The 26,766-nt window shown below is 77.7% G+C and carries 24 protein-coding genes and 1 rRNA gene; 5 read left to right on the forward strand and 20 right to left on the reverse strand.

Features of this window, described 5'->3' with window-relative positions; genetic code table 11:
• Positions 1-95 precede the first annotated feature (95 nt).
• Both ACI781_RS15725 and ald read right to left on the reverse strand, forming a co-directional pair.
• Positions 96-1,022 (reverse strand): site-specific tyrosine recombinase XerD, encoded by a 927-nt coding sequence (locus ACI781_RS15725; protein ID WP_456567057.1) that lies wholly within the window; start codon positions 1,020-1,022, stop codon positions 96-98.
• A 38-nt stretch (positions 1,023-1,060) separates the two neighbouring features.
• The gene (gene ald / locus ACI781_RS15730) at positions 1,061-2,176 is read right to left on the reverse strand and encodes an alanine dehydrogenase (RefSeq protein WP_456567058.1); all 1,116 of its coding nucleotides are present in this window, start codon (positions 2,174-2,176) and stop codon (positions 1,061-1,063) included.
• Positions 2,177-2,368: 192 nt separating this feature from the next.
• On the opposite strand from ald, the gene ACI781_RS15735 reads away from it, so the two are divergent.
• Both ACI781_RS15735 and ACI781_RS15740 read left to right on the forward strand, forming a co-directional pair.
• Positions 2,369-3,010: a hypothetical protein gene (locus ACI781_RS15735; protein WP_456567059.1), complete on the forward strand. Its 642-nt coding sequence runs from the start codon at positions 2,369-2,371 to the stop codon at positions 3,008-3,010.
• A 161-nt stretch (positions 3,011-3,171) separates the two neighbouring features.
• Positions 3,172-3,798, forward strand: a complete 627-nt coding sequence (locus ACI781_RS15740) for a hypothetical protein (protein ID WP_456567060.1) — start codon at positions 3,172-3,174, stop codon at positions 3,796-3,798.
• A 19-nt stretch (positions 3,799-3,817) separates the two neighbouring features.
• On the opposite strand, the gene ACI781_RS15745 is transcribed toward ACI781_RS15740, so the two are convergent.
• The 8 genes from ACI781_RS15745 to steA are packed head-to-tail and all read right to left on the reverse strand — an operon-like array spanning position 3,818 to position 14,395.
• Positions 3,818-4,417: an NUDIX domain-containing protein gene (locus tag ACI781_RS15745; protein ID WP_456567061.1), complete on the reverse strand. Its 600-nt coding sequence runs from the start codon at positions 4,415-4,417 to the stop codon at positions 3,818-3,820.
• Positions 4,417-6,168, reverse strand: coding sequence for a CTP synthase (locus ACI781_RS15750; protein WP_456567062.1), 1,752 nt, complete (start codon positions 6,166-6,168; stop codon positions 4,417-4,419). Before ACI781_RS15750 ends, ACI781_RS15745 begins: the two co-directional genes overlap by 1 nt.
• A complete protein-coding gene (locus tag ACI781_RS15755) occupies positions 6,143-8,620 on the reverse strand; it encodes a hypothetical protein (RefSeq protein ID WP_456567063.1) in 2,478 nt (825 codons plus the stop codon). Before ACI781_RS15755 ends, ACI781_RS15750 begins: the two co-directional genes overlap by 26 nt.
• A complete protein-coding gene (locus tag ACI781_RS15760; RefSeq protein WP_456567079.1) occupies positions 8,617-9,738 on the reverse strand; it encodes a glycosyltransferase family 4 protein in 1,122 nt (373 codons plus the stop codon). Before ACI781_RS15760 ends, ACI781_RS15755 begins: the two co-directional genes overlap by 4 nt.
• A 5-nt stretch (positions 9,739-9,743) precedes the next feature.
• The gene (murJ, locus tag ACI781_RS15765; protein WP_456567064.1) at positions 9,744-11,390 is read right to left on the reverse strand and encodes a murein biosynthesis integral membrane protein MurJ; all 1,647 of its coding nucleotides are present in this window, start codon (positions 11,388-11,390) and stop codon (positions 9,744-9,746) included.
• Between the two features lie 31 nt (positions 11,391-11,421).
• Positions 11,422-12,264, reverse strand: a complete 843-nt coding sequence (locus tag ACI781_RS15770; protein ID WP_456567065.1) for a hypothetical protein — start codon at positions 12,262-12,264, stop codon at positions 11,422-11,424.
• Positions 12,261-13,211, reverse strand: a complete 951-nt coding sequence (locus ACI781_RS15775) for a copper transporter (RefSeq protein ID WP_456567066.1) — start codon at positions 13,209-13,211, stop codon at positions 12,261-12,263. Before ACI781_RS15775 ends, ACI781_RS15770 begins: the two co-directional genes overlap by 4 nt.
• A complete protein-coding gene (gene steA / locus ACI781_RS15780) occupies positions 13,208-14,395 on the reverse strand; it encodes a putative cytokinetic ring protein SteA (RefSeq protein ID WP_456567067.1) in 1,188 nt (395 codons plus the stop codon). Before steA ends, ACI781_RS15775 begins: the two co-directional genes overlap by 4 nt.
• A 185-nt stretch (positions 14,396-14,580) precedes the next feature.
• Here steA and ACI781_RS15785 point away from each other — a divergent pair, with 185 nt between their 5' ends.
• Complete coding sequence (locus ACI781_RS15785) at positions 14,581-15,549, forward strand: TetR/AcrR family transcriptional regulator (RefSeq protein ID WP_456567068.1); 969 nt, start codon at positions 14,581-14,583, stop codon at positions 15,547-15,549.
• Between the two features lie 27 nt (positions 15,550-15,576).
• Here the strand turns inward: ACI781_RS15785 and ACI781_RS15790 are convergent, their stop codons facing one another.
• The 5 genes from ACI781_RS15790 to ACI781_RS15810 all read right to left on the reverse strand — a co-directional run bounded on the left by ACI781_RS15790 (position 15,577) and on the right by ACI781_RS15810 (position 20,331).
• Positions 15,577-16,287, reverse strand: coding sequence for a methylase (locus ACI781_RS15790; protein ID WP_456567069.1), 711 nt, complete (start codon positions 16,285-16,287; stop codon positions 15,577-15,579).
• 140 nt (positions 16,288-16,427) lie between these two features.
• Positions 16,428-18,239 (reverse strand): DNA repair protein RecN, encoded by a 1,812-nt coding sequence (gene recN, locus ACI781_RS15795; RefSeq protein WP_456567070.1) that lies wholly within the window; start codon positions 18,237-18,239, stop codon positions 16,428-16,430.
• Positions 18,217-19,269 (reverse strand): NAD kinase, encoded by a 1,053-nt coding sequence (locus ACI781_RS15800; protein WP_456567071.1) that lies wholly within the window; start codon positions 19,267-19,269, stop codon positions 18,217-18,219. The genes recN and ACI781_RS15800 overlap by 23 nt, the downstream gene beginning before the upstream one ends.
• A gap of 70 nt (positions 19,270-19,339) precedes the next feature.
• Positions 19,340-20,137: a TlyA family RNA methyltransferase gene (locus ACI781_RS15805; protein ID WP_456567072.1), complete on the reverse strand. Its 798-nt coding sequence runs from the start codon at positions 20,135-20,137 to the stop codon at positions 19,340-19,342.
• Positions 20,137-20,331 carry a hypothetical protein gene (locus ACI781_RS15810; protein WP_456567073.1) on the reverse strand — a complete coding sequence of 65 codons (195 nt, stop codon included), beginning with the start codon at positions 20,329-20,331 and terminating at the stop codon, positions 20,137-20,139. The genes ACI781_RS15805 and ACI781_RS15810 overlap by 1 nt, the downstream gene beginning before the upstream one ends.
• A 227-nt stretch (positions 20,332-20,558) precedes the next feature.
• On the opposite strand from ACI781_RS15810, the gene ACI781_RS15815 reads away from it, so the two are divergent.
• Positions 20,559-20,897 carry an alkyl sulfatase C-terminal domain-containing protein gene (locus tag ACI781_RS15815; RefSeq protein ID WP_456567074.1) on the forward strand — a complete coding sequence of 113 codons (339 nt, stop codon included), beginning with the start codon at positions 20,559-20,561 and terminating at the stop codon, positions 20,895-20,897.
• A gap of 9 nt (positions 20,898-20,906) precedes the next feature.
• On the opposite strand, the gene ACI781_RS15820 is transcribed toward ACI781_RS15815, so the two are convergent.
• Both ACI781_RS15820 and ACI781_RS15825 read right to left on the reverse strand, forming a co-directional pair.
• Entirely contained in the window at positions 20,907-22,064 is a 1,158-nt protein-coding gene (locus tag ACI781_RS15820; protein ID WP_456567075.1) for an HAD-IIA family hydrolase, read from the reverse strand.
• A gap of 62 nt (positions 22,065-22,126) precedes the next feature.
• Complete coding sequence (locus ACI781_RS15825; protein ID WP_456567076.1) at positions 22,127-22,522, reverse strand: tetratricopeptide repeat protein; 396 nt, start codon at positions 22,520-22,522, stop codon at positions 22,127-22,129.
• A 155-nt stretch (positions 22,523-22,677) separates the two neighbouring features.
• On the opposite strand from ACI781_RS15825, the gene ACI781_RS15830 reads away from it, so the two are divergent.
• Positions 22,678-23,997 carry a DUF1015 domain-containing protein gene (locus tag ACI781_RS15830; RefSeq protein WP_456567080.1) on the forward strand — a complete coding sequence of 440 codons (1,320 nt, stop codon included), beginning with the start codon at positions 22,678-22,680 and terminating at the stop codon, positions 23,995-23,997.
• Between the two features lie 17 nt (positions 23,998-24,014).
• On the opposite strand, the gene ACI781_RS15835 is transcribed toward ACI781_RS15830, so the two are convergent.
• From ACI781_RS15835 to rrf, 3 genes are all read right to left on the reverse strand, one after another.
• Entirely contained in the window at positions 24,015-24,374 is a 360-nt protein-coding gene (locus tag ACI781_RS15835; protein WP_456567077.1) for a single-stranded DNA-binding protein, read from the reverse strand.
• Between the two features lie 125 nt (positions 24,375-24,499).
• Positions 24,500-25,393, reverse strand: coding sequence for a hypothetical protein (locus tag ACI781_RS15840; RefSeq protein WP_456567078.1), 894 nt, complete (start codon positions 25,391-25,393; stop codon positions 24,500-24,502).
• Between the two features lie 1,068 nt (positions 25,394-26,461).
• Positions 26,462-26,578 (reverse strand): 5S ribosomal RNA (rrf, locus tag ACI781_RS15845).
• Between the last annotated feature and the right edge of the window lie 188 nt (positions 26,579-26,766).

Here is a 26,766-nt window from a genome sequence, read left to right on the forward strand (position 1 = left end):
GTGTCGCGCCGCGGCCTGTCAGCATCTGCCAGGACGGGACCCTGTCACGGGCGCCTTGATCGTCAGGTGCTGCCCACGGCCTCCGGGGCCCGCTGTCAGGTGAGCGCGCGCGGGTGACTGGTCGCGTACACCTCGCGCAGGCGGTCGACCGTGACCAGCGTGTAGACCTGCGTCGTCGTCACCGAGGCGTGCCCGAGCAGCTCCTGCACCACGCGGACGTCGGCGCCGCCGTCGAGCAGGTGGGTGGCGAAGCTGTGCCGCAGCGTGTGCGGCGACACCGCGTCCGGGGAGACACCCGCGGCCTCGCCGGCCCGCTCGGCGGCCGCCCGGAGGATGGCCCAGGCGCTCTGCCGCGACAGCGGCCCGCCCCGGGCGTTGAGGAACAGCGCGCCCGCCCGGCCGCGGGCGGTCCCGGCCGCCGCCAGCGCCGGGCGCGCCCGGACGAGGTAGTCCTCGACGGCCCGCAGCGCGTAGCTGCCCACCGGGACGATGCGCTGCTTGCCGCCCTTGCCGGCCAGGCGGACGACGGCCTGCCCCCGGTCGAGGTCGTCCACGGTCAGCCCGACGGCCTCGGAGATGCGGGCCCCGGTGCCGTACAGCACCTCCAGCAGCGCCCGGTCGCGCAGCCCGCGCGGGCCCTCCAGCGCCCCGGCGGCCTCGATGAGCGCCACCACCGCGTCCACCGGCAGCGCCTTGGGCAGGCGCCGGGCGGGCGCGGGCGGGTGCACCTCGGCGGCGACGTCGTCGGGGACCAGCCCGTCGAGCGCGGCGAACCGGTGCAGCCCGCGGACGGCGACCACCGCCCGCGCCGCCGAGGTCGCCGACAGCGGCGGGTGCACGTCGTCCCCCCGGCGCAGCGCGGCCAGGAACGCGGCGACGTCGGACTCGGCGACCTCCCCCAGTCCCCGGACGCCGGCGGCGGCCAGGAACTCGGTGTAGCGGCGCAGGTCACGGCGGTAGGAGGAGATGGTGTTGGCGGCCAGGCCACGCTCGACGGTCAGGTGGTCGAGGTAGCCGGTCACGACCCGCCCGACGTCCGGCCCGGCGGCGACTGCGCTGCTCAGACGAGCACCTCCTCCAGCGGCGCCGCGGTCATCCCGTGCGCCTGCGCGACCTCGGGCAGGACCACCTGCCCGGCCACGACGTTGACCCCGTGCGCCAGTGCCCGGTCGGCCCGCACCGCCGCCGTCGTCCCCTCGCCGGCCAGGGCCATGACGTAGGGCAGCGTGACGTTGGTCAGCGCGTGGGTCGAGGTGTTGGGCACCGCGCCCGGCATGTTCGCCACGCAGTAGAACACCGACTCGTGCACGCGGTAGGTCGGCGCGTCGTGCGTGGTCGGGCGGGTCCCCTCGAAGCAGCCCCCCTGGTCGACGGCGATGTCCACCAGCACCGAGCCGGGCTTCATCCGCGACACGAGGTCGTCGCTGACCAGCTTCGGGGCCCGCGCCCCGGGCACCAGCACCGCGCCGATCACCAGGTCGGCGTCGAGCACCGCGCGCTCCACCTCGTAGGCGTTGGAGGTGACGGTCTGCAGGTGGCCGCGGTAGACGCCGTCGGCGGCGCGCAGCTTGTCCACGTCCCGGTCGAGGACCACCACCTCGGCCTGCAGGCCCAGGGCGATCGCGGCGGCGTTCATGCCGGACACGCCCGCCCCGAGGACGACGACCTTGGCCGCGTACACCCCCGGCGCGCCGCCGAGCAGCACCCCGCGGCCGCCGTGCGCCCGCTCCAGCGCGTGCGCGCCCACCTGCGGGGCCATCCGCCCGGCCACCTCCGACATCGGCGCCAGCAGCGGGAGCCGGCCGTCGGCGGTCTGCACCGTCTCGTAGGCGATCGCCGTGGTGCCGGAGTCGACCAGCGCCTGCGTGCACGCGCGGGAGGCGGCCAGGTGCAGGTAGGTGAACAGCGTCTGCCCGGCCCGCAGCCGCCCGTACTCCTCGGCGACCGGCTCCTTGACCTTCAGCAGCAGGTCGGCGTCGGCCCACACGTCGTCGGCGCCGGCGACGATCCGCGCGCCGGCGGCGACCATGTCCGCGTCGGGGATGGACGACCCCTCCCCCGCGCCCCGCTCGACGAGCACCTCGTGGCCGGCGCGGGTCAGCTCGTGCACCCCGGCAGGGGTCAGCGCCACCCGGTACTCGTGGTTCTTGATCTCGCGGGGCACCCCGACGCGCATGCCTGCTCCCGGTCCGGGCCGGCCCGAGGTCGTCGGGGACGGCGGCCCTGTTCGTGGGTCTGGTGTGGGACACCCCGGTCGGGGGCACCCGGCGCGGAGTCTAGGAGCGCCGGGCGGCTCCGGCCGGGGACCGCCCGCCGCCGTCCCGCGTCCGCCGCCCGACGGGGGCGGGACCCGAGGAGAGGAGCGCGCGTGCGCCTGTACGCCCAGCGGCCGGACACGCGGCTGACCCAGGTGCTGGCCGACGTGGGGATGCTCGTCTGGGTGGTGGCCTGGGTGCTCGTCGCCCGGGCGGTGCACGGCGCGGTGCTGCTGCTGGCCCGGCCGGGTGAGGCCGTCGAGTCCCTCGGGGCGTCGGTCGCCGACAGCATGGGGTCGGCCGCCGAGGTCGCCGAGGACGTGCCGGTCGTCGGCGACGAGCTGTCGGCCCCCTTCGACGCGCTCGGCTCGGCCGGGGACTCGGTCGGCGGGGCCGGGCAGTCGGCGACCGACGCCGTCGGCACCCTGGCGTTCTGGCTGGCCGTCGTCCTGGTGGTGCTGCCGGTGGGCTGGCTGCTGCTGCGCTGGCTGCCGTGGCGGCTGGGCTGGGCGCGGGAGGCGGCGGCCGCCTCCCGGCTGCTGGACTCCCGGACGCCGGACCTGGCGCTGCTCGCCGCGCGCGCCGTGGCGACCGCCCCGCTCCCCCGGCTGGCCGCGCTGCCGTCGGGCACCGGCGCGGCGTGGCGGGCGGGTGACCCGGCCGCCACCCGCGCGCTCGCCGCGCTGGAGGTCGAGCGGCTGGGCCTGCGGCTGCCGGCCGCCGCCGCACCGCGGGCTCCGGCACCGCCGGGCTGATCGGCCCGGCTCCCGCGCCGCTCGGCTCAACACCGCCCCGCTCCCCGCCGAAGCACCTGGCGAGACCGGAGGTGGCGATGGCACGGGCGGGACGCCGGCGCAGGGGCCGGACCGCGGCGCGACGGCGCCGGCGGTCGCTGGGCGCCGGCGCGGGGACGGCGGTGGCGGCACTCGCCGTGGGGCTGGTCGTGCTCGGGTCGCCGGCCACGGAGCTGGCCGCGCACGTGGCCGCCTCGTGGGCGCCCTTCCGCGACGCCGGGGCGGGCCTCGACCGGGTGCCGCCGGTGCCCCAGGTGCCGCAGGCGGCCGCCCCGAACGGCGGCGTCTTCGACCCCGAGCCGCACGTGGACGTGCCGGGGGTGGCCGTGCCGGTGCCCCGCGGCATCGACGTGGAGATCGTGCCGCCGATGGTGCCGCGCGGCGTCATCCCCGAGTTCACGCCGCCCCCCGCCCCGTGCGGCGGCTACAGCTCCCCCCGGACCATCCCGCCGGCGGTCACCCCCGGCCCGGGCTCGGCCACGCTGAGCTGGATGGCCGACGGCAGCACCGCCGTGCGCGGCTACCGCGTGCAGGCGGTGGACCAGGCGCTGGTGTCCGGCCCGCAGCCCACGCCCCCGCAGCAGCTGGTCGCGCAGCGGGCCGACTGCGGCGAGGTCAGCACCACGATGACGGGCCTGACCCCCGGCGGCACCTACGTGTTCTGGCTGGAGGAGCAGGTCTGGGACGAGACCGCCCAGGTCGTCGAGTTCGTCCACGTGGGCAGCTCGGCGCCGGTCCGGATCGGCTGAGCGCGGCCCCTGCGCGCCGTCAGACGGCGTCGGCGGGGCGCAGCTGCACCCCACCGGCGCGGTACCGGTCGGCGGCGAGCAGGCCCACGACGGCGGCCGCGTTGACGATCCCGCCGGCCAGCACCCGCCGCACCGCCTCGGCCAGCGGCACCCGCTCGACGGTCATGTCGAGCTCCTCGTGCTCGGCGGTGAACCCCTCGGGCCGGTCGACGTCGGACAGGCCCTCGGCCAGGTAGACGGTCACCCGCTCGTCGCAGAAGCCGGGGCTGCTGGCGTACGTGGTGAGCAGCGACCACCGCCGCGCGGCCAGCCGCACCTCCTCGGCCAGCTCCCGCCTGGCCGTCTCCAGCGGCGGCTCGCCGTCGGCGTCGCGCAGCCCGGCCGGTAGTTCCCACAGGTACCCGCCGACCGGGTGCCGGAACTGGCGCAGCAGGACGACGTGGTCGTCGTCGTCCAGCGCGACGACGGCGACCGCGCCCGGGTGGCGGACCACCTCGCGCACGCTGTCGCCGCCGCCGGGCATCGACACGGTGTCCCGGTCGACGTCGATGACCCGCCCCGAGTAGACGCGCTCGGTGGCCAGCAGCCGGTAGTCGCCGTCCGCGGCCGGCTCGGACATCAGATGCCCACCTGCTCCGACTCCTCCACCGGCACGGGCAGCCGCGCGGACTCCTGGAAGTCGACGGCGGCCTGCACGAAGGCGGCGAACAGCGGGTGCGGGCGGGTCGGGCGGCTCTTGAGCTCGGGGTGCGCCTGCGTGCCGACGAAGAACGGGTGCGACTCCCGCGGCAGCTCGACGAACTCGACGAGCAGCCCGTCGGGCGAGGTGCCGGAGAACACCAGGCCCGCCTCGGACAGCCGGTCCCGGTAGGCGTTGGCGACCTCGTAGCGGTGCCGGTGCCGCTCGGTGATGTCGGTGCTGCCGTAGGCGGCGGCGACGACCGAGCCCTTCTGCAGGGCGGCCGGGTAGCTGCCCAGGCGCATCGTGCCGCCCATGCCGCGCTCGCCGGCGATGACGTCGACCTGGCTGGCCATGGTGGCGATGACCGGGTCGGGGGTCTCCGGGTCGAACTCCGCGGAGTTGGCCTCGGGCAGGCCGGCGACGTCGCGGGCGTACTCGATGACCATGCACTGCAGGCCCAGGCACAGCCCCAGGGTCGGGATGCCGTTGACCCGGGTGTGCCGGATGGCGCCGAGCTTGCCCTCGATGCCGCGGACGCCGAAACCGCCGGGGATGCAGACGCCGTCGACGCCGGCCAGCGCCTTCTCCGCGCCCTCGGGGGTCTCGCAGTCGTCGGAGGGGACCCAGCGCAGCTTCACCCGGCTGCGGTGGGCGAACCCGCCGGCGCGCAGCGCCTCGCTGACCGACAGGTAGGCGTCGGGCAGGTCGATGTACTTGCCGACCAGCGCGATCTCGACGGTCCGCCGGGGCGAGTGGACGCGCTCGAGCAGGTCGCCCCACACGGTCCAGTCCACGTCGCGGAACGGCAGGCCCAGGCGGCGCACCACGTAGGCGTCCAGGCCCTCGCGGTGCAGCACCTTGGGGATGTCGTAGATCGACGGCGCGTCGGGGCAGGAGATGACGCCCTCGGCGTCGACGTCGCACATCAGGCTGATCTTGCGCTTGAGCCCGGCGTTGATGTCCCGGTCGGAGCGGCAGACCAGCGCGTCGGGCTGGATGCCGATGCTGCGCAGGGCGGCGACCGAGTGCTGCGTCGGCTTGGTCTTCAGCTCCCCCGACGGCGCGATGTAGGGCACCAGCGAGATGTGCAGGAAGAAGCAGTTGTCGCGGCCGATCTCGTGCCGCACCTGGCGGGCGGCCTCGAGGAAGGGCAGCGACTCGATGTCGCCGACCGTGCCGCCGATCTCGGTGATGACGACGTCGACGCGCTCGGGGCCGTCCCCGGCGTCGACCCCGGCGAGGATCCGCGCCTTGATCTCGTTGGTGATGTGCGGGATCACCTGGACGGTGTCGCCGAGGTACTCCCCGCGCCGCTCCTTGGCGATCACGTCGGAGTACACCTGGCCGGTCGTCACGTTGGCCCGGCCGGCGAGGTCGGTGTCGAGGAACCGCTCGTAGTGCCCGATGTCGAGGTCGGTCTCGGCGCCGTCCTCGGTGACGAACACCTCGCCGTGCTGGAACGGGTTCATCGTCCCGGGATCGACGTTGAGGTAGGGGTCCAGCTTCTGCATCGTGACCCGCAGGCCACGGCTGGACAGGAGGGCTCCGAGCGAACTCGCGGTCAGCCCCTTGCCGAGCGAGGAGACGACCCCGCCGGTGACGAAGACGAACTTCGTCGGCTGCGAGTTGTGGAGTTGCCCACGGGTGGAGGAGAAGGACTGCTCAAGCGTTCCGGACGGTCGACCCACGGGAGACGACCGTAACACGGTCGCGGTCGACACCCGGTCCCGTGGAGGAGGTACCCGCGGCCGCGTCGCCGGGGACGCCGGGCCCCTCGGCCGGACCGGTGGCCAGCCACGCCAGCAGCGGCACGAGGAGGGTCGCGGCGGTGCCGGGGACCGCGACGCCGGAGTCGTTGACCGCCGCGCCCAGGGCCAGGCTGAGAGCCGCCGACAGCAGCGCCGCGCGCAGCACCGCGGCGTCGGCCGGCCGCAGCCGCGCCCGCCCGGCCGCCGTCCTGGGCGCGCCGTCCCGGAGCACCCCGTCCCGGAGCACCCCGTCCCGCGGCACCCCGTCCGCCGTCCCCCCGCCGGGCGCGGGCGGCGTGCGCAGCAGGCCACCGCGGCGGACCAGCCACACGGCGGCGACGAGCGCGACGGGCAGCATCCACGCCAGCGGGCTGCGGACCAGGATGTCGACGTTGGCGCCGGCCTTGCGGCTGACGACCGTCCAGGCCTCGCCGGTGAGCACCTGCTCCACGAACCGCCCCAGGTGGGTGCGGTCGGCGGCCGGGCGCAGCCAGTCGGCGACGGCGACGGCGCCCACGGCCAGCACCGCCAGGCCCAGCACGGCGCCCAGCCGGACCAGCGTCACCCGGGTGCGGGTGAGCAGCATGGCCAGCAGCACGAACCCGGGCAGCGCGGCCAGCACGCCGCCGAAGTCGCGGCCCAGCGGCGGCGCGCCGATCACGCCGACGACCACCACCCCCGCGCCGAGCACGGTGAGGGCGGTGACCAGCCGTGCCCGCCCCGGGCGGGCCCTGCGCCCGGCCGCCGTGGCCAGCCCCGCGGTGACCAGCAGCGCCGCCACCGACAGCAGGCCGAAGGTCAGGTTGCCGTAGCCGGTGAACCGGCCGGCGACGATCGGGTCGTAACCCAGGGGCGCGACGAGCTCCAGGTGCGAGCCGGTGAGCACGTCGCCGACCAGCGCGGCGAGGGTGACCGCCACGACCACGGCGGCCGGCCCGAGCCGGCGGCGCCGCCAAGGCCCGAGCAGGGCCACGGCGAGGACGGCGGCGTCGGCGGCCAGCACCGCACCGGTCAGCGCGGGCAGCGGGGCACCGGAGCGCTCCCACGGCACCGCGCCGGCCAGGTAGGTGGCCACCGGCAGCGCGGCAGCGGCCAGCGCCAGCAGGCGCAGCGCGCCGACGGGCCGGCGGGTGGTCGCGAGGCCGTCCAGGCGGCCCCGGACGGCGCCGGGCCGGTACCGCACCCCGAGCAGGACGGCGCCGGCGGCGACCACGACCGCGGACACGGTGACCAGCGACCAGAAGAAGTAGCCGGTGTGCCGGTGGTGGGTGGTGGCCGCGACGTTGGCCTCGACCAGCGTCGCCACCGCCTCGGAGAGCTCCGGCCGCTCCCCCTCCGCGCGCATCGGCTGGCCGTTGACGGAGGCCGGCTGCTCCTCCCCCAGCGCCCGCAGCACCGTGGGGGCGACGTCGATGAGCTGGGCGTAGGGCGCGCGGCCGGTGCTGGCGGAGGTCAGCCAGCCGCTGCCGAAGCCGGGGCCGGTGGCCATGCCGACGTGCAGCTGCGGCCGGCCGTCGTTGACCTCCGAGACGCCCTGCAGCAGCAGCAGCGTCTCGCCCGGCAGCGCGTCGGCCGCGGCCCGCAGCCGGCCGACGGCCTCGTCGACGCGGGCCAGCGCGGCGGCGCGGGGGCCGGGCTCGGTGCCGTCGTCGGTGGGGTCGGCGCCGGGGCGGCCCGCGGTGAGCAGGGCGTCGAGCGACACCAGCGACAGCGGGCAGCCCGACAGCAGCTCCGTCAGCCCTCCCGGCTCGGTGGGCAGGGCCTCGGCGCGGGTGAGGTCGACGCCGGGGGCGGCGACCGCCAGCGCCGGCGCCCGCCCGACGACCGAGGCGCAGCCGACGGCGCTGCCCAGCACCGCGGGCTCCGCGCCGAAGCGCAGGGTGCCCTCGTCGTCGGCGGTCCGGGCGACGGTCGCGCCCGGGTCCTCGAGGCCGACGGTCACGAGCCGTTCCTGCAGGCCGCAGTGGGTGAGCGAGGTGTCCAGCGCCGGCACCTCGTCGGCCGGCGGCGCCGTCGGCGCGGCGGGGTCGGCGGGGTCCTCGGGGATGGGCACGGTGGGCAGCGGGACCGGGGGCAGCCCGTCGTCCGGGCCGGGGACGCGCACCCGGTTGCCGGCGCCCACGGTGGCCCAGCCGTCGAGCACGCAGGTGGTGGAGCGCACCGCCCGCACCGACATCGCGCCGATCGTCGCGTCCCCGGCCAGCGCCCACAGGTGGGGCGTGCCCTCGGGGGTGACGTCGGACCAGGTCAGCCCGGGGACGCCGACGACGACGGCACGGTCGGCCGGCGGGCCGGGATCGGCCGGCGCCGCGGCGGCGGGGCCGGCGGGGCCCAGGAGCAGGGCGAGCACCGCCAGCAGCGCGGCGAGGGCAGCGCCGCGGCGCCGGCTCACGCGGCGCCCCCCGGCGGCCCCAGCAGCTCCCGGTAGACCGCGACCAGGGCGCGGGCGGTGGCGGCCTCGTCGGGCCAGGTCGCGGCCCGGCGGCGGCCGGCGTCGGCGAGCGCCCGGGCGCGGGCGGGGTCGCCGAGCAGCCCGGTGACGGCGGCGGCGAGCGCGGCGGCGTCGCCGACGGGGACCAGTTCCGCGCCGTCGCCGAGCAGGCCGGGCAGGCCGCCGGTGCGGGTCGCCACGAGCGGGGTGCCCGAGCGCAGCGCCTCCTGCGCGGTGAGCGAGCGGGCCTCCCAGCGGGAGGGCAGCACGCACAGGTCGGCGGCGGCGAGCAGGTCGGCCACGTCGTCGCGGCGGCCCAGCAGGCGCACCGGCAGCCGCTCGGCGGTGATCTGCCGCTGCAGGTCGGCGTGCAGCGGGCCGTCGCCGGCGACGACGACCAGCGGGCCGTCGGTCCACGTGCGGGCCGCCTCGAGCAGGACGTCGTAGCCCTTCTGCGGGTGCAGCCGCCCGACGGCGACGACCAGCGGGCGGCCGGGCGGCACGTCGAGGGCGGCGCGGACCTCGTCGCGGGTCCGGGTGGCCGCGGGCAGCGCCGGCGCGCTCACCGGCGCGGTGCGGACGTCGGGGGCGCCCAGCCGGCGGGCGTTGTCCGCGAGGTCGTCGGAGGCGGCGAGCACGAGGTCGGCGGCGCGCACGGTGGCGCGCTCCGCGGCGGCGAGCACCCGCGCCCGCCAGCCGCCGCCCTCGGGCAGGGCGTTGTGCAGCGTCAGGACCAGCGGCCGGCGGGGGCCGCCGGGCAGCCGCAGCGCCGCGGCGGCCACCAGGCCCGCCCGCAGGCCGTGGGCGTGCACGAGGTCGGCGCCGGTCAGTGCCCGGCGCAGCTGGACGACGGCCCGCAGGTCGGCGACCGGGTCCAGGCCGGCGCTGATGCCGACCGGGGCGAAGTCGGCGCCGGCCGCGCGGAACCCGAACAGCGGCTCGGTGGCCGGGGCGCCGCAGACCAGCACGTCGGCGCCGGCCGCGCGCAGTGCCGGGAGGACCGACGCCACGTGGGTGCCCACGCCGCCGGTGCTGGTGGCCAGGACCTCGGCCACCCGCCGGCCGGCCAGCGGCGGCATCGCGGTCACCGCACACCCCCCGCCGTCCCCGACCGTCCCGCCACCGGCTGCGGGTCCGGTGCCCGCAGCGCGCGGACGGCCGCGGTGAGCGGCCGCCGCGCCGTGACCATCATGACGGCCGCCGTCACCGCCAGCACCACTGCGGTCACCAGCACCCCGGCCACGAGCGCGCCGAGCGGACCGGTGCCGGGCACCGGGTCGGCGCCGACCAGGCGGGACACGGCGAGACCGGCGGCGGCGCCGAGCGCGGCCGCGAGCACCGCGGGCCCGCCGCCGCGGGCCACCCCGGTCAGGGCGGTGCCGCCCGAGGTCCGGGCGACGACGACCAGCAGCGCGAGCCCGGCGACGGTGACGCCGAGGGTGTGCCCGGCGCCGAGGGCGAGCGCGCGGTGGGCCGGGTCGAGCGCGCCGGCCAGGACGACGTCGGCGACCACGGCCAGGGTCCAGCCACCCACCACGCACACCGTCGGCGCCTTCCACAGCCCCTGCGCGTACAGGGCCCGGGTGAGGACGGCGACCAGGCCGTAGCCGACGAGCCCCGGGCCGAACGCGACGATCGCGTCGCGCAGGGCGGCCACGTCGTCGTCGGGCGCGCTGGCGAGGAACACCCGCGCGACCGGGCCGGAGGCGGCCACGAGCAGCGCGGCGGCGACCGCCGAGACCACCGCCACCAGGGTGGCGACCGGTGCCAGGGACGCGGCGAAGCCGCCGCGGTCGCCGCCCTCGGCGCGCTCGGCCAGGCCCGGATAGGCCGAGGTGGCCAGGGGCACCGCCAGGGCGGCCCAGGGCACGAGGAAGAGCGTGAGGGCGGCGGTGTACACCGTCTGCGTGCCGTCGGGACCGGACGCGGCCAGCCGGATGGCGACCGCGGCGACCAGCTGCTGGCCGGCCAGGGTGAGCACGCCGGCCAGGGCCAGCCGGGCGACCCGCGGGGCGACGCCGACCGGGAAGCGCAGGCCGGGGCGCAGGCCCAGCCCCAGCCGGCGGACCGGCACGAGCAGGCAGAGCCCGAGCGCGGCGACCCCGAGCGTCGTCCCCACCCCGAGCACCAGCTCGGCCGGGCGGTCCAGGTCCGCGACCGCCCGCCCGCCGCCGATGCCGGCGAACAGCAGGTACGCGCCGGCCACGACCACGCTGCTCAGCAGCGGGGCCAGCGCCGGGCCGGCGAAGCGCCGGTGGGCCTGCAGCACGCCGGCCAGCACGACCGCGAGCCCGTACAGGACCACCTGCGGGGCGAACACGACGAGGAACCGGGCCGCGAGGTCGGTCTCGGCCGGCTCGTCCCCGCCGAGGAGCAGCTGCGCGATCGGGCCGGCCAGCAGCGCGACCAGCGCGGCCAGCGGGACGAGCACCAGCAGCGTCCAGCCCAGCAGCGCCGAGGCGGTGCGGCGGACCTGCTCGCGGTCGCCGGCGGCGATGCCGCCGGCGAGCATCGGGACGACCAGGCTGGCCAGGGCGCCGCCGGCGACCACCTCGAAGACGATGTTGGGCACCGTGTTGGCCGCGGTGTAGGTGTCGCCGGTGCTGTCGGCGCCGAGGACGTTGGTGAAGACCAGCGTGCGGCCGAAACCGGCGAGCCGGGCCAGGACGGTCAGCGCGGCGATCAGCGCCGCCGCACCGGCGACGCCGCGGGCGACCTGCCGGGCGGTCACCGGTCGGTCCCGCGCGGCCTCGCGGCCCCGGTCACGACGGGCGGCGGCCGAGCCGGTCCAGCTCCCGCAGGCCGGGGGTCGCCTCGATGACGCGGGTGAAGCTGACCCGCTCGCTGACCAGGGTGAGGGCCACGACGCCGGTCAGCAGGGCGGCCCGGGCCGGGCGGGAGGCCAGCGCGGCCAGCCGCAGGCCGAGGAGCGCGCCGGCGGCGTTGGCCCCGCTGTCGCCGAGCATCACCCGCTCGCCGAGGTCGGCCGGCAGCACGGCGACGGTCGCGCCCAGCGGTCCGGCCGACAGGCCGCCGGCGGGGCCGCCGAGGGTGGCCGCCGACAGCGCGGCGGCGACCTTGCCGGCGCGCCCGGGGCGCAGGTCGAGGAGGTTGAGCAGGTTCGCGGTCCCGGCCACGAGCCCCGCGGTCAGCACGCCGTCGGCCAGGGCCGCGCCCGTGCGCGTACCGGGGCGGCGGGTCAGCGCGGCCGCGGCGACGGCGGCGGCGCCGATGCCGGCCACCTTGACCGCGCCGGCCGAGACCCGGCCCGCGCGCAGCGCCGCCAGGTGCCCGGCCAGGCCCTTGTCCCGCGCCTGCTCGGGGCGGGCACCGGCCAGGTCGTCGTAGGCGCCGACGGCCCCGGCGACGGAGCCGACCAGCGCCGCGGCCCCCGCCGCCCCGGCGGGGGCGCCCAGCGTGGCGGTGGCCGTGGCCGCCAGCGCCAGCGCGGGGCCGCCGAGCAGCGTCACCGGCCGGCCGGCGTAGTTGGTGCGGGCCCAGGGGGCGCCGCCCGGCCGGGCCGCGAGCGCCGCGGCACCGGCGAGGCCGGTCCGGGCGGCCGCGGCGCCGGCCAGGGCCAGCAGGAGGCGGCGGGGGGCGGTCACGGCGTCGCGGCGGGCACCGGCGGCACGGGCTGGGTGTCCTCGCCGGTGCCGTACTTGCCCGAGGTGCCCCGGCCCTCCTGGCTCAGCGCCAGCACGGTGCTCACCCGGCCGGCCGCGGACTCGACGTTGTCCACCGTGGAGACCAGGGCGGAGACCTCGGGGTCGGCGCGGATGACCCCGACGAGCCCGTTCTCCCCGGCGGCGGCCGCGTCGCCGGCCACGACGGCGCCGGAGCCGGCGCCGTCCAGCGCGGTGACCAGCTCGACGAGGGTGGCCAGCCGGTCCTGCGCGTCGTCGCCGCCCACCGCGCCCGCGGTGAGGACGACGACGTGGTCGGCGGGCTGCACCGACGGGGACTCCTGGGTGAGGACGTCGAGCGCCGACAGGCCGGCCAGGACCGAGGACAGCTGCGCGGTGTCCGGGGCCGGGACCCCGCCCGGCGCGGTGACCAGCACCTGGGCCAGCAGCGAGGCCACGAGCTCGCCGGTGTCCTCGGTCTCCGGCAGGGTGACCCCGGCGGGGCGGCCCGGGCCGGTCACGTAGCTCTGCAGCGCGGCGTCCTGGCCGGGGTCGCTGTACGCGTCGGTCAGCCGGATCGTGCCGGTGACCGTGCCGCCGGCCTCGGTGATCAGCACCTCGACGGCCTCGACCGCGTCCGCGTCGACGTCCTCGCCGTCCACGACCAGCACGACACCGCTGCCGGTGAGCGTATTCGCCACCAGCGCCGGGCCCACGGCCTCCTCGAACAGGTCGCCGGTGTCGAGCCGGTCCTGCAGCGCGCGGGTGCTGTCCTCGAGGCTGCGCTTGTCGTCCTGCAGGCCGGTGACCTGGTCCTCGAGGTCGTCGAGGACCCGCCCGTTGAGCGCCGTCGTCCCGATGACGATGCCGAGCGCGATGGCCAGGAACACCGCCACCAGCGAGACGATGTGGTATCGGAAGTCGATCACGAGAGCAGGTTCTCCAGCCAGAACATGAAGCCGTCCCACTTGTCGACCAGCAGGTCGATGTAGATCTGCCCGGCCGTGGAGGCGGCCAGCGCCGCACCGATGGAGACCAGCGCGGCCAGGACGAGGACGACGAGGGTGAGGGTCGAGATGCGGCTGCGGTAGAGCCGGCTGACGCCCTTGGCGTCGACCAGCTTGCCGCCCAGCCGCAGCCGGGTGAGGAACGTGGAGGCCATGCCGCCGCGGCCCTTGTCGAGGAACTCGACGAGCGTGGCGTGGGTGCCGACGGCGACGATGAGCGCGGCGCCCTTCTCGTCGGCCAGCAGCATCGCGATGTCCTCGCTGGTGGCCGACGCGGGGAAGGTGATCGCGTCGACGCCCAGCTCCTGGACCCGCGGCAGCCCCGGCGCGCGGCCGTCGGCGTAGGCGTGCACGACGACCTCGGCCCCGCACCGCAGGACGTCGTCGCTCACCGAGTCCATGTCGCCGATGATCATGTCGGGCGTGTGCCCGGCCTCGATGAGCGCGTCGGCTCCGCCGTCGACGCCGATGAGCACCGGCCGGTAGTCGCGGATGTAGGACCGCAGCGCCTGCAGGTCCTCCTTGTAGTCGTAGCCGCGGACGACGATGAGCACGTGCCGGCCGTCGATCCGGGTGCGGACGTCGGGCACACCGACCCCGTCGAGCAGGAGCGCGCGCTCCCGCTTCATGTACTCCATCGTGTTGGCCGCGAACGCCTCGAGCTGGGTCGACAGCCCGGCGCGCGCCTCGGCCATCGCCTCGGCGATGGTGTCGGTCGTCTGCACGGTGCCGGTGGCCACCGCGGTGCCGTCGGCCCGGTACAGGGTGTCGCCGTCGAGGCGGACCTCCGCGCCCTCCTTGAGCGCGGTGAACACCTCCTTGCCGACCCCGTCCAGCAGCGGGATCCCCGCCTCGGCGATGATCCCCGGCCCCAGGTTGGGGTAGCGCCCGGAGATGCTCGGGGCGGCGTTGACGACGGCGGAGACCCCGCAGGCAACGAGGGAGTCGGCGCTGACCCGGTCGATGTCGACGTGGTCGATGACCGCGATCTCACCCGGCCGCAGCCGCTTGGTGAGGTTCTTCGTGCGGCGGTCGAGCCGGGCGGTGCCGGCCACGCCTGACACCTGCTCCTGGGCCCGGCCCCGTCGCAGGGTGCCGATGCGCATGGAGCCGATGCTGCCACGCACCCCTGCGGGCACCTCCCTCCGACGCGCAGCCGCGACGATCTGGTCACGCAGCGTGTGCGACACCACCGGGCAGCGACTCGCGCGCGACGGCCGCGGCGGTTCCCCTGCCGGACGGTCCGGGGCCGGTGTCTAGCGTGGCTGGCGTGACACACGGGGCGCCTGCAGTGAGCCACCCGGCAGTGACCCACCCGGCCGGGCCCGACGAGGACACCGAGGTCGCGGGTCCGTTGCCGGCGGTGCCCCGGCCGGGCGCGGTGCCCGCGGTGGCGCCCGGCCCGGATGGTGCGGCCACGCCGGTGTCCGACGGTGCCGGGGCGACCGGGTCACCCGCTCCGGCCGCCTCCCGCCTGACACCGGCCGACTCCTCCACGTCACCGTCCGCCACCCCCGCGGCACCGGCCGACCCCTCGGCAGCACCGGCCGCCTCCCCCGCGCGCCCGGCGGCCGAGCCGGCCGCCGAGGAGCTCCCGGCCCGCGGGCGACGGGGCCGGCGGGCCCTGCGGGGGCCGGGCCTGCGCGAGCGCCGCCGGCAGCAGACCCGGGCCCGGATCGTCGACGCCGCGGCCGAGCTGTTCGCCGAGCGCGGCTTCGACGCCGTCAGCGTGATGGAGATCGCGCAGCGCGCCGGTGTGGTGGAGAAGACGGTCTTCAACCACTTCCCGGTCAAGGAGGGCCTGGTCTTCGAGGCCGACCCGCCGATGCGCGCGGCGCTGCTGGACGCGGTCCGCCGGCGCCCCGCCGGGGAGTCGGTGTCCGCCGCGGCCGGCAGCTTCGTGGTGGCCGCGATGAGCGGCCTGGGGTCGGCCGAGGCCGCCAGCGGGGTCGCGGAGATGGCCGCGGTGATCCGCGGCAGCCGGACCCTGCAGGTGCGCGAGCGGGAGATCCTCGGGGAGCTGACGACCGCCCTGGCGGAGCTGATCACCGAGGAGACGGCGGCCGAGCCCGGCGCGCTGGAACCGTGGCTCGTCGCGCACGCGGTGCTCGGCCTCTACGCCGGCCTGCTGGAGCTGGCCCGCGACCGGGTGCTGGCCGGGGTCACCGGCCCGGCCCTGTCGACGGAGCTGCGGGCCCACGGCGAGCGTGGCCTGGCACTGCTGCAGTTCGGGCTGGCGGGGTACGCCAAGCGGCGCTGAGGGGCGCACGGGTGGCGCCCCGGCCGCTCACAGCTGCAGGGCGCGCAGCAGCTGGCCGGACCGGTCACCCGGGATGGCGTCGTCCCGGGTGAACAGGGCGACGGCGACCATGTACTCGGCCTCGCCGGCCCAGCCGCGGCCCTCGGCCACGATGCGCCGGATGTGGTCGGCCACCTTCGGCTCGGCGCTGTAGGGGCCGAAGTCCAGGCCCATCGCGAGGAAGTTGACGACGCGGTAGCCGAGGTCGGTGGCCGTGCCGAGCGTGGTGACCGGGTCGGAGTAGCTGGGCACGGCCACGATGACGTGGTCGTAGCCGGCCTTGAGAAGGGCCAGCGACAGGTCGTTCCCGTAGAACCCGCCCCACAGCTCCGGCATGCGGATGTCGCGGTCGGGCGCGGGGATGTAGGGCGGGTTGGAGATCACCGTCCGCGCCACGGGCCCGCCGGCGGAGTCGGCGCCGTCGAAGAAGTCCCCGAGCTCGACGGTGTACCGGTCGGCGACGCCACGGGCGGCGATGTTGGCGCGGGCCCGCTCCACCGAGGGCGCGCTGATGTCGAAGCTGCGCACCCGCAGCCCCGGGAGGCCGGCGACCGCGTCGGCGATCGCCGTGGCGTCACCGGTGCCCAGTTCCAGGACGCCGTCCCGTTCCCAGCCCAGCTGCTCCCGGTAGTGCTGGAGCAGCATGCAGACGCTGAAGCCGTAGTGCGCCGACTCGTCGGCGGAGGAGAAGCAGCTCACCGGGCGAGACCCGGGAGCGGGGCGGACGGTCCCGGGCGGTCGTCGTCGACCTGGTGTCGGTTGCGCACGACCGGCCCCTACCCCGCCCGCCCGGCCGCCACTCCTCGCAGCTCAGCGGGGTACGGCGGCCGGCGGGCGGCTCAGGACCGGGCCTGCGCCGCCACGGCCAGCAGCTCGCGCGCGTGCGCCTGCCCGGTGTCGCTGTCGGCCAGGCCGGACAGCATCCGGGCCAGCTCGCGCACCCGGTCCTCCTCGGCGACGGCCCGGATGTCGGTGGCGGTGACCCCGGCGCCCGCGTCGGGCGACTTGTCGACGACCAGGTGGGTGTCGGCGAACGCGGCCACCTGGGCCAGGTGCGTGACGACGACGACCTGGTGCCGGCGGGCGAGCCGGGCCAGCCGCCGGCCGATCTCCCCGGCGGCCTGCCCGCCGACGCCGGCGTCGACCTCGTCGAACACCATGACCGGCACGGGGTCGGCGCCGGCGAAGACCACCTCGATGGCCAGCATGACGCGCGAGAGCTCGCCGCCGGAGGCGCCCTTGTGCACCGGCCGCGGCGGCGCTCCGGGGTGGGCGGCCATGAGCAGCGCGACCTCGTCGACGCCCTCGGGGCCCGGGTCGTCGGGGTGGCTGTCGATGGCGAAGGACACCCGGGCGCTCTTCATCGCCAGCCCGGCGAGCTCCTCCCCGACCTGGGCGGCGAACCCGTCGGCGGCGGCCCGGCGGCCCGCGGAGACGGCCTGCCCGAGCTGGTCGACCTCGGTCCGCGCGGCGTCGCGCTCGGCGGCGAGCGCGGCCAGCGCGTCGTCGGAGACGTCGAGCTGGGCCAGCCGGCCGCGGCTGTCCTCGGCCCAGGCGAGCACGCCGGCCACGCCCTCGCCGGGGTCGGCGTACTTGCGCACCAGGGCGGTCAGCGCGGCGCGCCGGTCGAGCACCTCGGCCAGCCGGGCCGGGTCGGCGTCGAGGTCGGCGACGTACCCGGCGAGCTGGCCGGCCACGTCGGAGACCACGGCGACGGCGTCGGCGAGGTCCTGGGCGAGCAGGACGAGCGCCGGGTCCCCGGAGGCGGCCAGCGCGCGCTCGGCGAGAGCGAGCGCGGCCGAGGCGTCCTGCGGCAGCTCCCCTCCCCCGCCGAGGTCGCCGGTGACGTCCCCGACCAGCGCCAGCCGGGCCTCGTCGGCGGCGCCGCGCAGCGCGTCGGCGTCCCCGAGCCGGCGGGCGAGGGCGTCCAGCTCCTCGTCCTCACCCGGCTGCGGCGCGACCCCGTCGATCTCCTCCAGGCCGTGCCGGAGGACGTCGGCGGCCTGCGCGAGCTCGCGGGCCTGTCCCTGCCGGCGCTCGAGGTCTGCGGCGAGCTCCCGCCAGCGGCCGTGGGCGGCGCGGTAGCGCTCGAGCAGGGCCAGGTGCTCGGCCCCGGCGTAGCGGTCCAGCGCCCGGCGCTGCTCGGCCGGGCGGGACAGCCGCAGCTGGTCGCTCTGCCCGTGCACGGCCAGCAGCCCCTCGGCCAGCTCGGCGACGACGCCGACCGGCACGCCGCGCCCGCCCAGGTGCGCGCGGGAGCGGCCCTCGGCGCTGACGGTGCGGGCGAGGATGAGGCTGCCGTCGTCGTCGGGCTCGGCGCCGGCCTCGGCGGCGCGCTCCCACACCGGCGAGTCGGCGGGCAGCGACAACCGGCCCTCGACTCCGGCGCGGCCGTTGGCCCGGACCCGGCCGGGGTCGGCGCGGCCACCGAAGAGCAGGGTCAGGCCGGTCACGACCATGGTCTTGCCGGCGCCGGTCTCGCCGGTGACGACGGTCAGGCCCGGGCCGAGCTCGAGCGTGACGTCGTCGATGGCCCCCAGCCCGCGGATGCGGAACTCGGTGAGCCGGCCCAGCGCCGGTCCGGGTGCGGCCGCGGGGGCCGGGGCGGCCGCCGCGCGCGGCGCGCGCTCACGCGTGGTCGCGCGCGGCACCGGTCACCTCCGCCCCACCGTCGGGGGCCGCGACGGCGTCGCGGGTCAGCACGTCACGGGTGAGCACGTTGCGGGTCCCCGTCGGGGCCTCGTGCCCGGGGCCGTGCGCGCGGGCGTCGCGGAAGCCGCGCACCGGGAGCCCGAACTTGGCCACCAGCCGGTCGCCGAAGCTGGTCGCGTGCACGCGGGCGATCCGCACCGAGCGGGCGGCGCGGCGCACCTCGACCCGGCCGCCGTCGGGCACGTCGAGGGCACGCCGCCCGTCGGCGGAGACGCGCGCCCGGTTGCCGTCGGGCGGGATGGCGACGGTGAGCACCGAGTCGGGGCTGGTGACCAGCGGGCGGGCGAACAGGGCGTGCGCGTTGGTGGGCACCAGCAGCAGCGCCTCGACGTCGGGCCACACGACCGGCCCGCCGGCGGAGAAGGCGTAGGCGGTGGACCCGGTGGGGGTGGCGAACAGCACCCCGTCGCAGCCGAAGCTGGTGAGCGGGCGGCCGTCGATGCCGATGACGACGTCGAGCACCCGGGAGCGCTCGGCCTTCTCGACCGAGATCTCGTTGAGCGCCCAGGTTCCGCCGACGACGGCGCCGGACGCGTCGAGCACGTCGACCTCGATGGCCAGCCGCTTCTCGACCGAGTACTCGCAGCGCTCGATCGCCGCGAGGGTCTCCTCGACCGCCTCCGGCTCCGTCTCGGCGAGGAAGCCGACCCGGCCCAGGTTGACCCCCATCAGCGCCGCGTTGCTGTAGCGCGCGAGCTCGGCGGCGCGCAGGAAGGTGCCGTCGCCGCCGAAGACCATGACGATCTCGGCGCCGCGCGCGGCCTCGGCCCCGGCCGGCACCACCTCGGCGCCGTCGATGGCCAGGTCCTCGGCCTCGTCGTCGAGGACGCGCACGGTGATGCCGGCGGCGGCGAGCCGGTCGGCGGAGCTGCGGGCCAGGTCCACGATGTCGCTCCGGCCGGTGTGCACGGCCAGGAGCACGTGCCGGGCCCCGCCGGTGCTCCACGTGGCCGCGATGCCGTCTGTCACGTCGCCTCCCTCTCCCGATGTCGACTGTGCCGCGCGCCGTCCCGCCGCGCGCGTGGGGCTGCCGGGCCGCTCACCGCGGGCCCTCCTCGACCGCGCGCTGCACGTCCTCCTCCGCCGGGGGGCCGGCGTCGCGGCGCAGGTGGAGGAAGAACTCGACGTTGCCCGCCGGCCCGGGCAGCGGGCTGGCGACCACGCCGGCGGTCCCCCAGCCGAGCGCGGCGGCGGCGTGGGCGACCTCCAGCACGGCGGCGGCGCGGTGGGCGGGGTCGCGGACGACGCCTCCGGCGCCCAGCCGCTCGCGGCCGACCTCGAACTGCGGCTTGACCATCGGCAGCAGGTCGGCGGCGGCGGTGGCGCACGCGGTCAGCGCGGGCAGCACCAGGCGCAGGGAGATGAACGACAGGTCGGCCACGACCAGGTCGGCCGGGCCGCCGATCTGCTCCGGCGTCAGGGAGCGGACGTTGGTGCGCTCGTGCACGTGGACCCGGTCGTCGGTGCGCAGGGACCAGGCCAGCTCCCCGTACCCGACGTCGACGGCCACCACCTCGGCCGCGCCGCGGCGGAGCAGGACGTCGGTGAAGCCGCCGGTGGAGGCGCCGGCGTCCAGCGCCCGCCGCCCCTCGACGGGCACGCCCAGGGCGTCGAGCGCGCCGATGAGCTTGTGCGCGCCGCGCGAGACCCAGCGGGGCTCGTCGGGGTCGGTGCGGACGACGACCGGCGTGCCCGCCTCGACCCCGGTGGCCGGCTTGGTCGCCGCGCGCCCGGCGACGGCGACCCGGCCCTCGGCGATCAGGGCGACGGCGTGCTCGCGGGAGCGGGCCAGGCCCCGCCGCACGAGCTCGGCGTCGAGCCGGCTGCGGCGTGCCATCAGAGCTGGTCGATCGTGCGCAGCTCGCGCTCGAGCCGGGCGTGCTCGGCCTCGAAGAGCTCCACGTGCTCCGTCACCGGGCGCGCGTCCAGACCGGCGAAGCGCGCCGCGTCCCCGGCCGGGCCGCCGGTGGGCGGGGCGACCGGGCCACCGGGCGGCCCGGGCACGGGACGCGGCCGGCTCGGCTCGGTCATCGCGGTCGCCTCTCGCAGTGGTCGGGGTGGGTGGCCTGCGCGGCCGCCCGGTCGATGTGGTGGGCTCGGGGCCCGGCTGCGAGGTTACCGGCCGGGGGCGACGGGGACGGCCGCGTCGGCGGGCGCTGCCCCGTCTCCCGGCCGGGCACCGCACCGGTGGTCTCCCCGGACCGCGCAGCACGATCGGCCGGCGACCGCCGGCACCGACGACGAGGAGGACCACCCCGGTGGCGACGATCGAGCAGTGCATGACCGCGCTCCAGGGGGTCCTCGGCGACCTCGCGGCGAAGCCGGCGGCCCAGGGCCTGGACCGGTCGCTGTCCTGCCGGTTGCCGGACCTGGGGCAGGTGCTGCGGGGCCGGCTGGCCGCCGGTGCCGTGCGCGACCTGCAGGCGGAGGAGGAGACCGCCGGGGGGCCCAAGGCCGACATCCGGCTGACGATGAGCAGCGACGACCTGGTCGCCCTCACGCAGGGGCAGCTGTCCTTCGCCCCGGCGTGGGCCTCGGGCCGGGTCAAGCTGGAGGCCGGGCTGCGGGACATGCTGCGGCTGCGCTCGCTGCTCTGACCCGGCTCGTCAGCCGCCGTCCAGACCCCACCGTCGCAACGCCTCCCGTGACGCCTCGTCGGCCGCCTCGACCGTGACCGCGGCGGGCTGCCCGGGCGAGGAGGACCAGGCGGCCACGCACAACGCCCGCAGCCCGTCCAGCCCGTCCTTCCCGTCCAGCCCGTCCCCGTCGGTGCCGTCCCCGCCGGTGCCCCAGGTGCCGTCCCCGCCGGTGCTCCCGCGGCCGGCGCCGTCCCGGGCCGTGCCCGTCGGAGTCGGCGCACCGCCGGCCCGGCCCAGCAGCAGCCGGCCCTCCACCGCGCGCGCCGTCCACGCGCCGCACCGCCAGCCGCCCTCGGTTCGATCGACGGCGGGATGCGCGGTCAGCAGACCGCCGCAGTCGGGCGCGAGGAGATCGGGACGTCGGTCCGGGGCGGCGGCGAGGAGGGTGGCCGGCGTCGTGACCCCGCTGAGCACCAGCAGGCTGGCCGCCCCCACCCGCCGGGCCCCCTCGATGTCGGTGTCGAGCCGGTCGCCCACCACCAGCGGCGTGCGCGCGCCGGTGCGGCGGACGCACTCGGCGTGCATCGCCGGGTCCGGTTTGCCGGTGACGAGGGGGTCCTGTCCGGTCACCCCGGCGACGACGCCGACCATGGCGCCGTTGCCGGGCAGCGGGCCACGCGGCGAGGGGATCGTCGCGTCCGTGTTGGTGGCGACGTGCCGCGCCCCGGCCCGCACCGCGACGACCGCCTCCGCCAGCGCGGTCCAGCCCACGTCGCGCCCGTAGCCCTGCACGACGGCGACCGGACCGTCCTCGGCCTGCTCGACGACCGTCAGGCCGGCGGCGCGGAGGGCGACGGCCACCCCGGGACCGCCGACGGCCAGCACCCGGGCGCCGCTGCCCCACTGCTGCGCGACCACCGTGGCCGCGGCCTGCGAGCTGGTGATCACGTCGTCCGCCGCGGCGGGCACCCCGAGTTCGGTCAGGTGGTCCGCGACCTCCTCCGGCGTCCGCGCGGCGTTGTTGGTCACGAAGCCCAGCCGCATGCCCGCGTCCCGGGCGGCGGCCAGCGCCTGGGGTACGCCCGGCACCGCGTGGGGCCCCACGTAGACCACCCCGTCGAGGTCGAGCAGCGCCACGTCGTGGACGGTCGTCGGTGGCCGGGCGCTGCCCGCGGCCAGCGGCACGGTGGCACCCGGACCAGCGGCACCCGGACCGGCGGCACCCGCCCCGGCGGGCGTCGTCCCGCTCACCGGGCACCCCGGGTGCGGCGGGCGCGGACGCCACGGAGCTCGCGGGCGTAGTGGCCGAGGTCCGGCCGCAGCGCCACGGCGAGAGCCAGGTGCTCGGCGGCCAGCTCGAGCTCCCCGGCGCGGCTGGCGGACAGCCCCAGCCCGAAGTGGGCGTAGTCGTCGGCCGGGTTGACCGCGATGAGCCGGGTGAAGCCGTCGATGGCCTCCCGGAACCGGCCGGCGTCGTACTGGGCGCGCGCCAGCGCCTCCTGCAGGCTGCGCGACCCCGGCTCGGCCTCGACCGCCCGGGCCAGCAGGGTCGCCGCCGCGGCGGGGTCGCCGCTGGACAGCAGCTGCAGCCCCCGCTGGTACCACTCGTAGACGCCGCCCTCGGGCGTGCCCGTCTCGGTCAAGGCCCAGCCTCCCGTCCGGGCGGTGCCGCCCACGACCCCCGTCGCATCCCGCCGCGCCGGTCGCGCGCGGCGGACCACCACGGGCCGCTCCTACGATCTGCGCTGTGCCCCCGTCGCGCCCTCCGTCCCCGGCCGCCGGGGCGACGGGCCTGGAGGTGCGGCCCTTCCGGGCGTTGACCTACCGGCGACACGACCCCGGGCACCTGGCCCGGGTCAGCTCGCCAGCCTACGACCTGGTGACCGCCGAGGCCCGTCACCGGCTGGCGGCCGCCGACCCGCACAACGTGGTCCGGCTGATCCTCCCCGACCCGGGCGACACCACCCCGGACGACGACGGGCCCGCCGACCAGGGGCCTCCCGGCAGCGGGGGTCCCGCGGGCCGCCGGCCGGCGGACGGACCCGCCGGTGTCGTCGCCCACGCGGCCCGCACCCTGCGGCGCTGGCAGGCCGACGGCGTGCTGGAGCGTGACCCGCGGCCGGCGCTGTGGCTGTACGAACTGCAACCGGCGGACGGGTCGCCGGCGACCGTGGGCTGGCTCGGCGCGGTGTCGGTGCCGCCGCCGGGCTCCTCCGCCGTCCTGCCGCACGAGGACACCTTCCCCGCCGCGGTCGAGGGCCGGCGCGCGCTGCTGGCGGCCACGGAGACCGATCTGGAACCGATCGTGCTGGCGCACGACCCCGACGCGGACGTGGCCGCTCTGACCGCCGCGTCCCGGGGCGCCGAGCCGGACCGGGTGGTCACCGACGCCGACGGGGTCACCCACCGCCTGTGGCGGGTCACCGACCCCGGGACGCTGCGCGACGTGCAGGCCGGTCTCGCCCGCACGGACGCCGTCATCGCCGACGGGCACCACCGCTTCGCCGCGGCACAGGCCCACGCGCGGGACGCAGGCGCCGCCGGGGAGCAGCCCGCGGTGCTGGCGTTGGTGACCCCGATGGGACCCGGCGGGTTGCGCGTCGAGCCCATCCACCGGGTCGTGCCCGGCCTGGGCCTGGACGCGGCGGCGGCCGCGGCGGGCCACGGGTTCCGGGTCAGCCGGCGGCACGTGCCCGACCGCGCCGCTCTGGTGGCCGCGGTGCGTGCGTGGCAGGCCGACCCCGCAGGCAGCGGCTACCTGCTGACCGACGGCCGCGGCCTGCTGCACCTGGACGAACCGTCCGACGACGTCCGCGCGGCCGTACCGACGGAGTCCCCGCCCGCCTGGCGCCGGCTTGACGTCGTCCTGGCCCACCACGGCCTGTTCGGGCGGCTGTGGGGGCGCGGGGACGGTCCGGACGACGTCCTCGTGGCTCACGATCTGGACCAGGCCCTCGCCGGTGCCGCCGAGCGGGACGGGGTGGCCGTGCTCCTGCGGGCGCCCTCCCCCGCCGACGTGGCCGCCGTGGCGCGCGCCGGAGCGCGCATGCCGCGCAAGTCCACCCTCTTCGTGCCCAAGCCGAGGACCGGGCTCGTCCTGCGCCCGCACACCGACTGACCGGTCGCGGTCGGCGGTCACGCCGTCGCGCTCGCCGACCCGCCCGACAGCCGGCTGACCTTGCGACCGCGCCGGCAGGCGACCTCGACCATCGACGCCGTGCCAGTCGGTGTCCGCCAGAACCGGCGTTGCAGTGCGCCCTCGACCTCGATGAGGTCCCCCGGCTCCCACGCACCCACCCGCCGTTGCAGAGCGCGGTCGGAGGTGACGCACTGCAGCACGTCCACCTTGGGCCCGCGGACGGGTGGGTCCGGGCGGCGCACGGTCAGGCGGAAGGTCACCACGGTGTCCCCGCTGGGGAGGACGCGGTGCTCGGCGGGCGCGGCCATGCGCCCTCGCAGCACCACGTCGTTCCGGTCGATCACTGCGACGCTCATGGGGACAGCGTCGGGGTGCGGAGCCCGGTCGTCCCTCCCGCGGCAGCGGCTGTGGACGCGGGTCGCCCATGTGGACGGCCGGGCCGGGACCGTCGGTGCCCCGTGCAGGGCACCGACGACCCCGGTCAGTCGCGGGGAGCCGGGTCCGCCTCGTCGTCCCCGGTCTCGCCCAGCAGTTCGGCGACCTCGGCCTCGATGTCGGCGTCGGACGTCCCGGGGAGGTCGAGCGGGTCGTCGTCGTCCTCACCGGGGTCGCCCTCGGGGTCGCTCCCGGGCTCGTCGTCGGCAGCCTCCGCCACGGCCCGGTCCGCGTCGCCGGTCGGGAGCTGGACGGCAGCGTCCGGCCACTCCTCCTCACCGAAGGCGACGTCGTCGTCCTCGTCGGGCTGCGCCGCCGCCACCGCCTCCTGCCAGCGCTGCGCCCGGTCGTCGCCCGCGGCCACGAGGAGGTCGGCGTAGGCGGAGGCCAGCCGCAGGACGGACTCGTCGGCGAGATCGACCTGCTCGAGACGGGGACGGCCTCCCAGCGCGTCCTCGATGACCAGCACCGCGGCGGCGACCTCCCCCATGTCCGCGCGCGCACCGGCCTCCACGAGCCGCAGCTCCAGCACCTCGTCGGCCGGAGCACCCTCGCTGAGCGCCTCGCGCACCAGCCGGAGGGCGACCTCGGGGCGGCCCAGCGCGCGCTCGCAGTCCGCGAGCACCGCGCGGTACCCCTCGTCCCCGCTCATCCGGCGGTACGCCCGCAGCTCGCGGGACGCCTCGGCGTAGTCGCCGGCGTGGTAGGCGGCGACGCCGACGGCCTCCCGGACGGCGGCGATCCGTGAGGCCCGGTCCCGCGCGGCGCGCGCGTGCGCGAGGGCCGTCTCCGGGTCCTCGTCGACCAGCGTGCCGGCGACGACCAGGTGCGCAGCGACCTTCTGCGCGTTGCGCGGCTCCAGGCTGCGGAGGGCACCGCGCACGGCGGGGTCCAGGTCCCGGGGGTCGGCCCACTCGGGGACCTCGGGACCGACCGGCATCGGCGGCGTGCGCTCGGTGTCCCGGGGACGGCCGCCGCGCTCGGCGCCCGGGCGGCGATCACCACGGGCGGGGGCCCGGCGCTCCGTCGAGGGACGACGCTCCCGCCAGTCCCCACCACCGGCAGCCCGCTCAGCGGAGGGACGACGCTCCCGCCAGTCCCCACCACCGGCACCCCGCTCAGCGGAGGGACGACGCTCCCGCCAGTCCCCACCACCGGCACCCCGCTCAGCGGAGGGACGACGCTCCCGCCAGTCCCCCTCCGAGGCCCCACGGCGCGGACGGACCCGGCCGGCCGCACCCGACGCGCGGAACGGGCGCCCCGACCCCTCACCCGGACGCCCTCCGGACGTTTCGTCACGGCGCCAGGGAGCTCGCTCCCCCGCGGCGCGAGGCCGCCCGGCCCCGCCGCCGTCACGGCTTCCGCGCCCCTCCGGACGCGGACCGCGCCCGCCCTCAGGACGGCCCCGCCCCGCCACGCGATCACGGCCGCCACGGTCGGCTCCCGGACGGCCACCGGACGGCGTCCGGTCCTGCCAGCCCGCCCGTCCTCCGGCGCCCTCACGGTCGTCCCGGCGAGGGCGGTCGTCGCGCCGCGGTCCGTCGTATCGACCAGGCGCCCCCGCCCGCGCGGACCGGTCGGTCCCGCGGGGGTCCCCGCTCCCGCGGCGATCACGTGCTCCCCGGGCACCACTGGAGCCGCGAGGCTCCCCGGAGTCGCGCGACGCGCCTCCGCGCGCCTGGCGGTCCTCCCACGAGCGGTCACCGGTGGGCCGCTGACCCCTGTGCCCGTCGCGGCGTGCGGATCCGCCGGCCCGCTCGCCACCGCCGGTCCCACGGTTGCCCTGACCCGCACGGGGGCCGCTGCGCTGCGGGCGCCCGGCTCCTCCGCTGCGTCCGTCGCGGGAGCCACCGTCTCGTCGCGGTCCAGTCATGGGGGTGTCGACACCTCGTCGTCAGTAGGCGCACGCACGGCGCGCGGTAATGGCTGTAGAACACGAGCGAATGGCCAGGACAACGCAGAAACGGGGGCCGGAGCCTGTGGCTCCGACCCCCGTTCTGGAATGGTTGTCCGGCGGCGTCCTACTCTCCCACCCCGTCTCCAGGGCAGTACCATCGGCGCTGAGAGGCTTAGCTTCCGGGTTCGGAATGGGACCGGGCGTTTCCCTCTCGCCATGACCGCCGTAACTCTGTGAACTTGTCGACCCACATGGGGGTCGTTCGTTCAGAGCTGCACAGTGGACGCGTTCGTGTCTTCAACGCGGCAGACACACGGAGTGTGTTCGTGGTCGTGAAGGAGGTTGTGTGGTCAAGCCCTCGGCCTATTAGTACCGGTCAGCTCCACATCTTGCGATGCTTCCACTTCCGGCCTATC

The organism is Blastococcus sp. SYSU D00695, assembly GCF_054050555.1.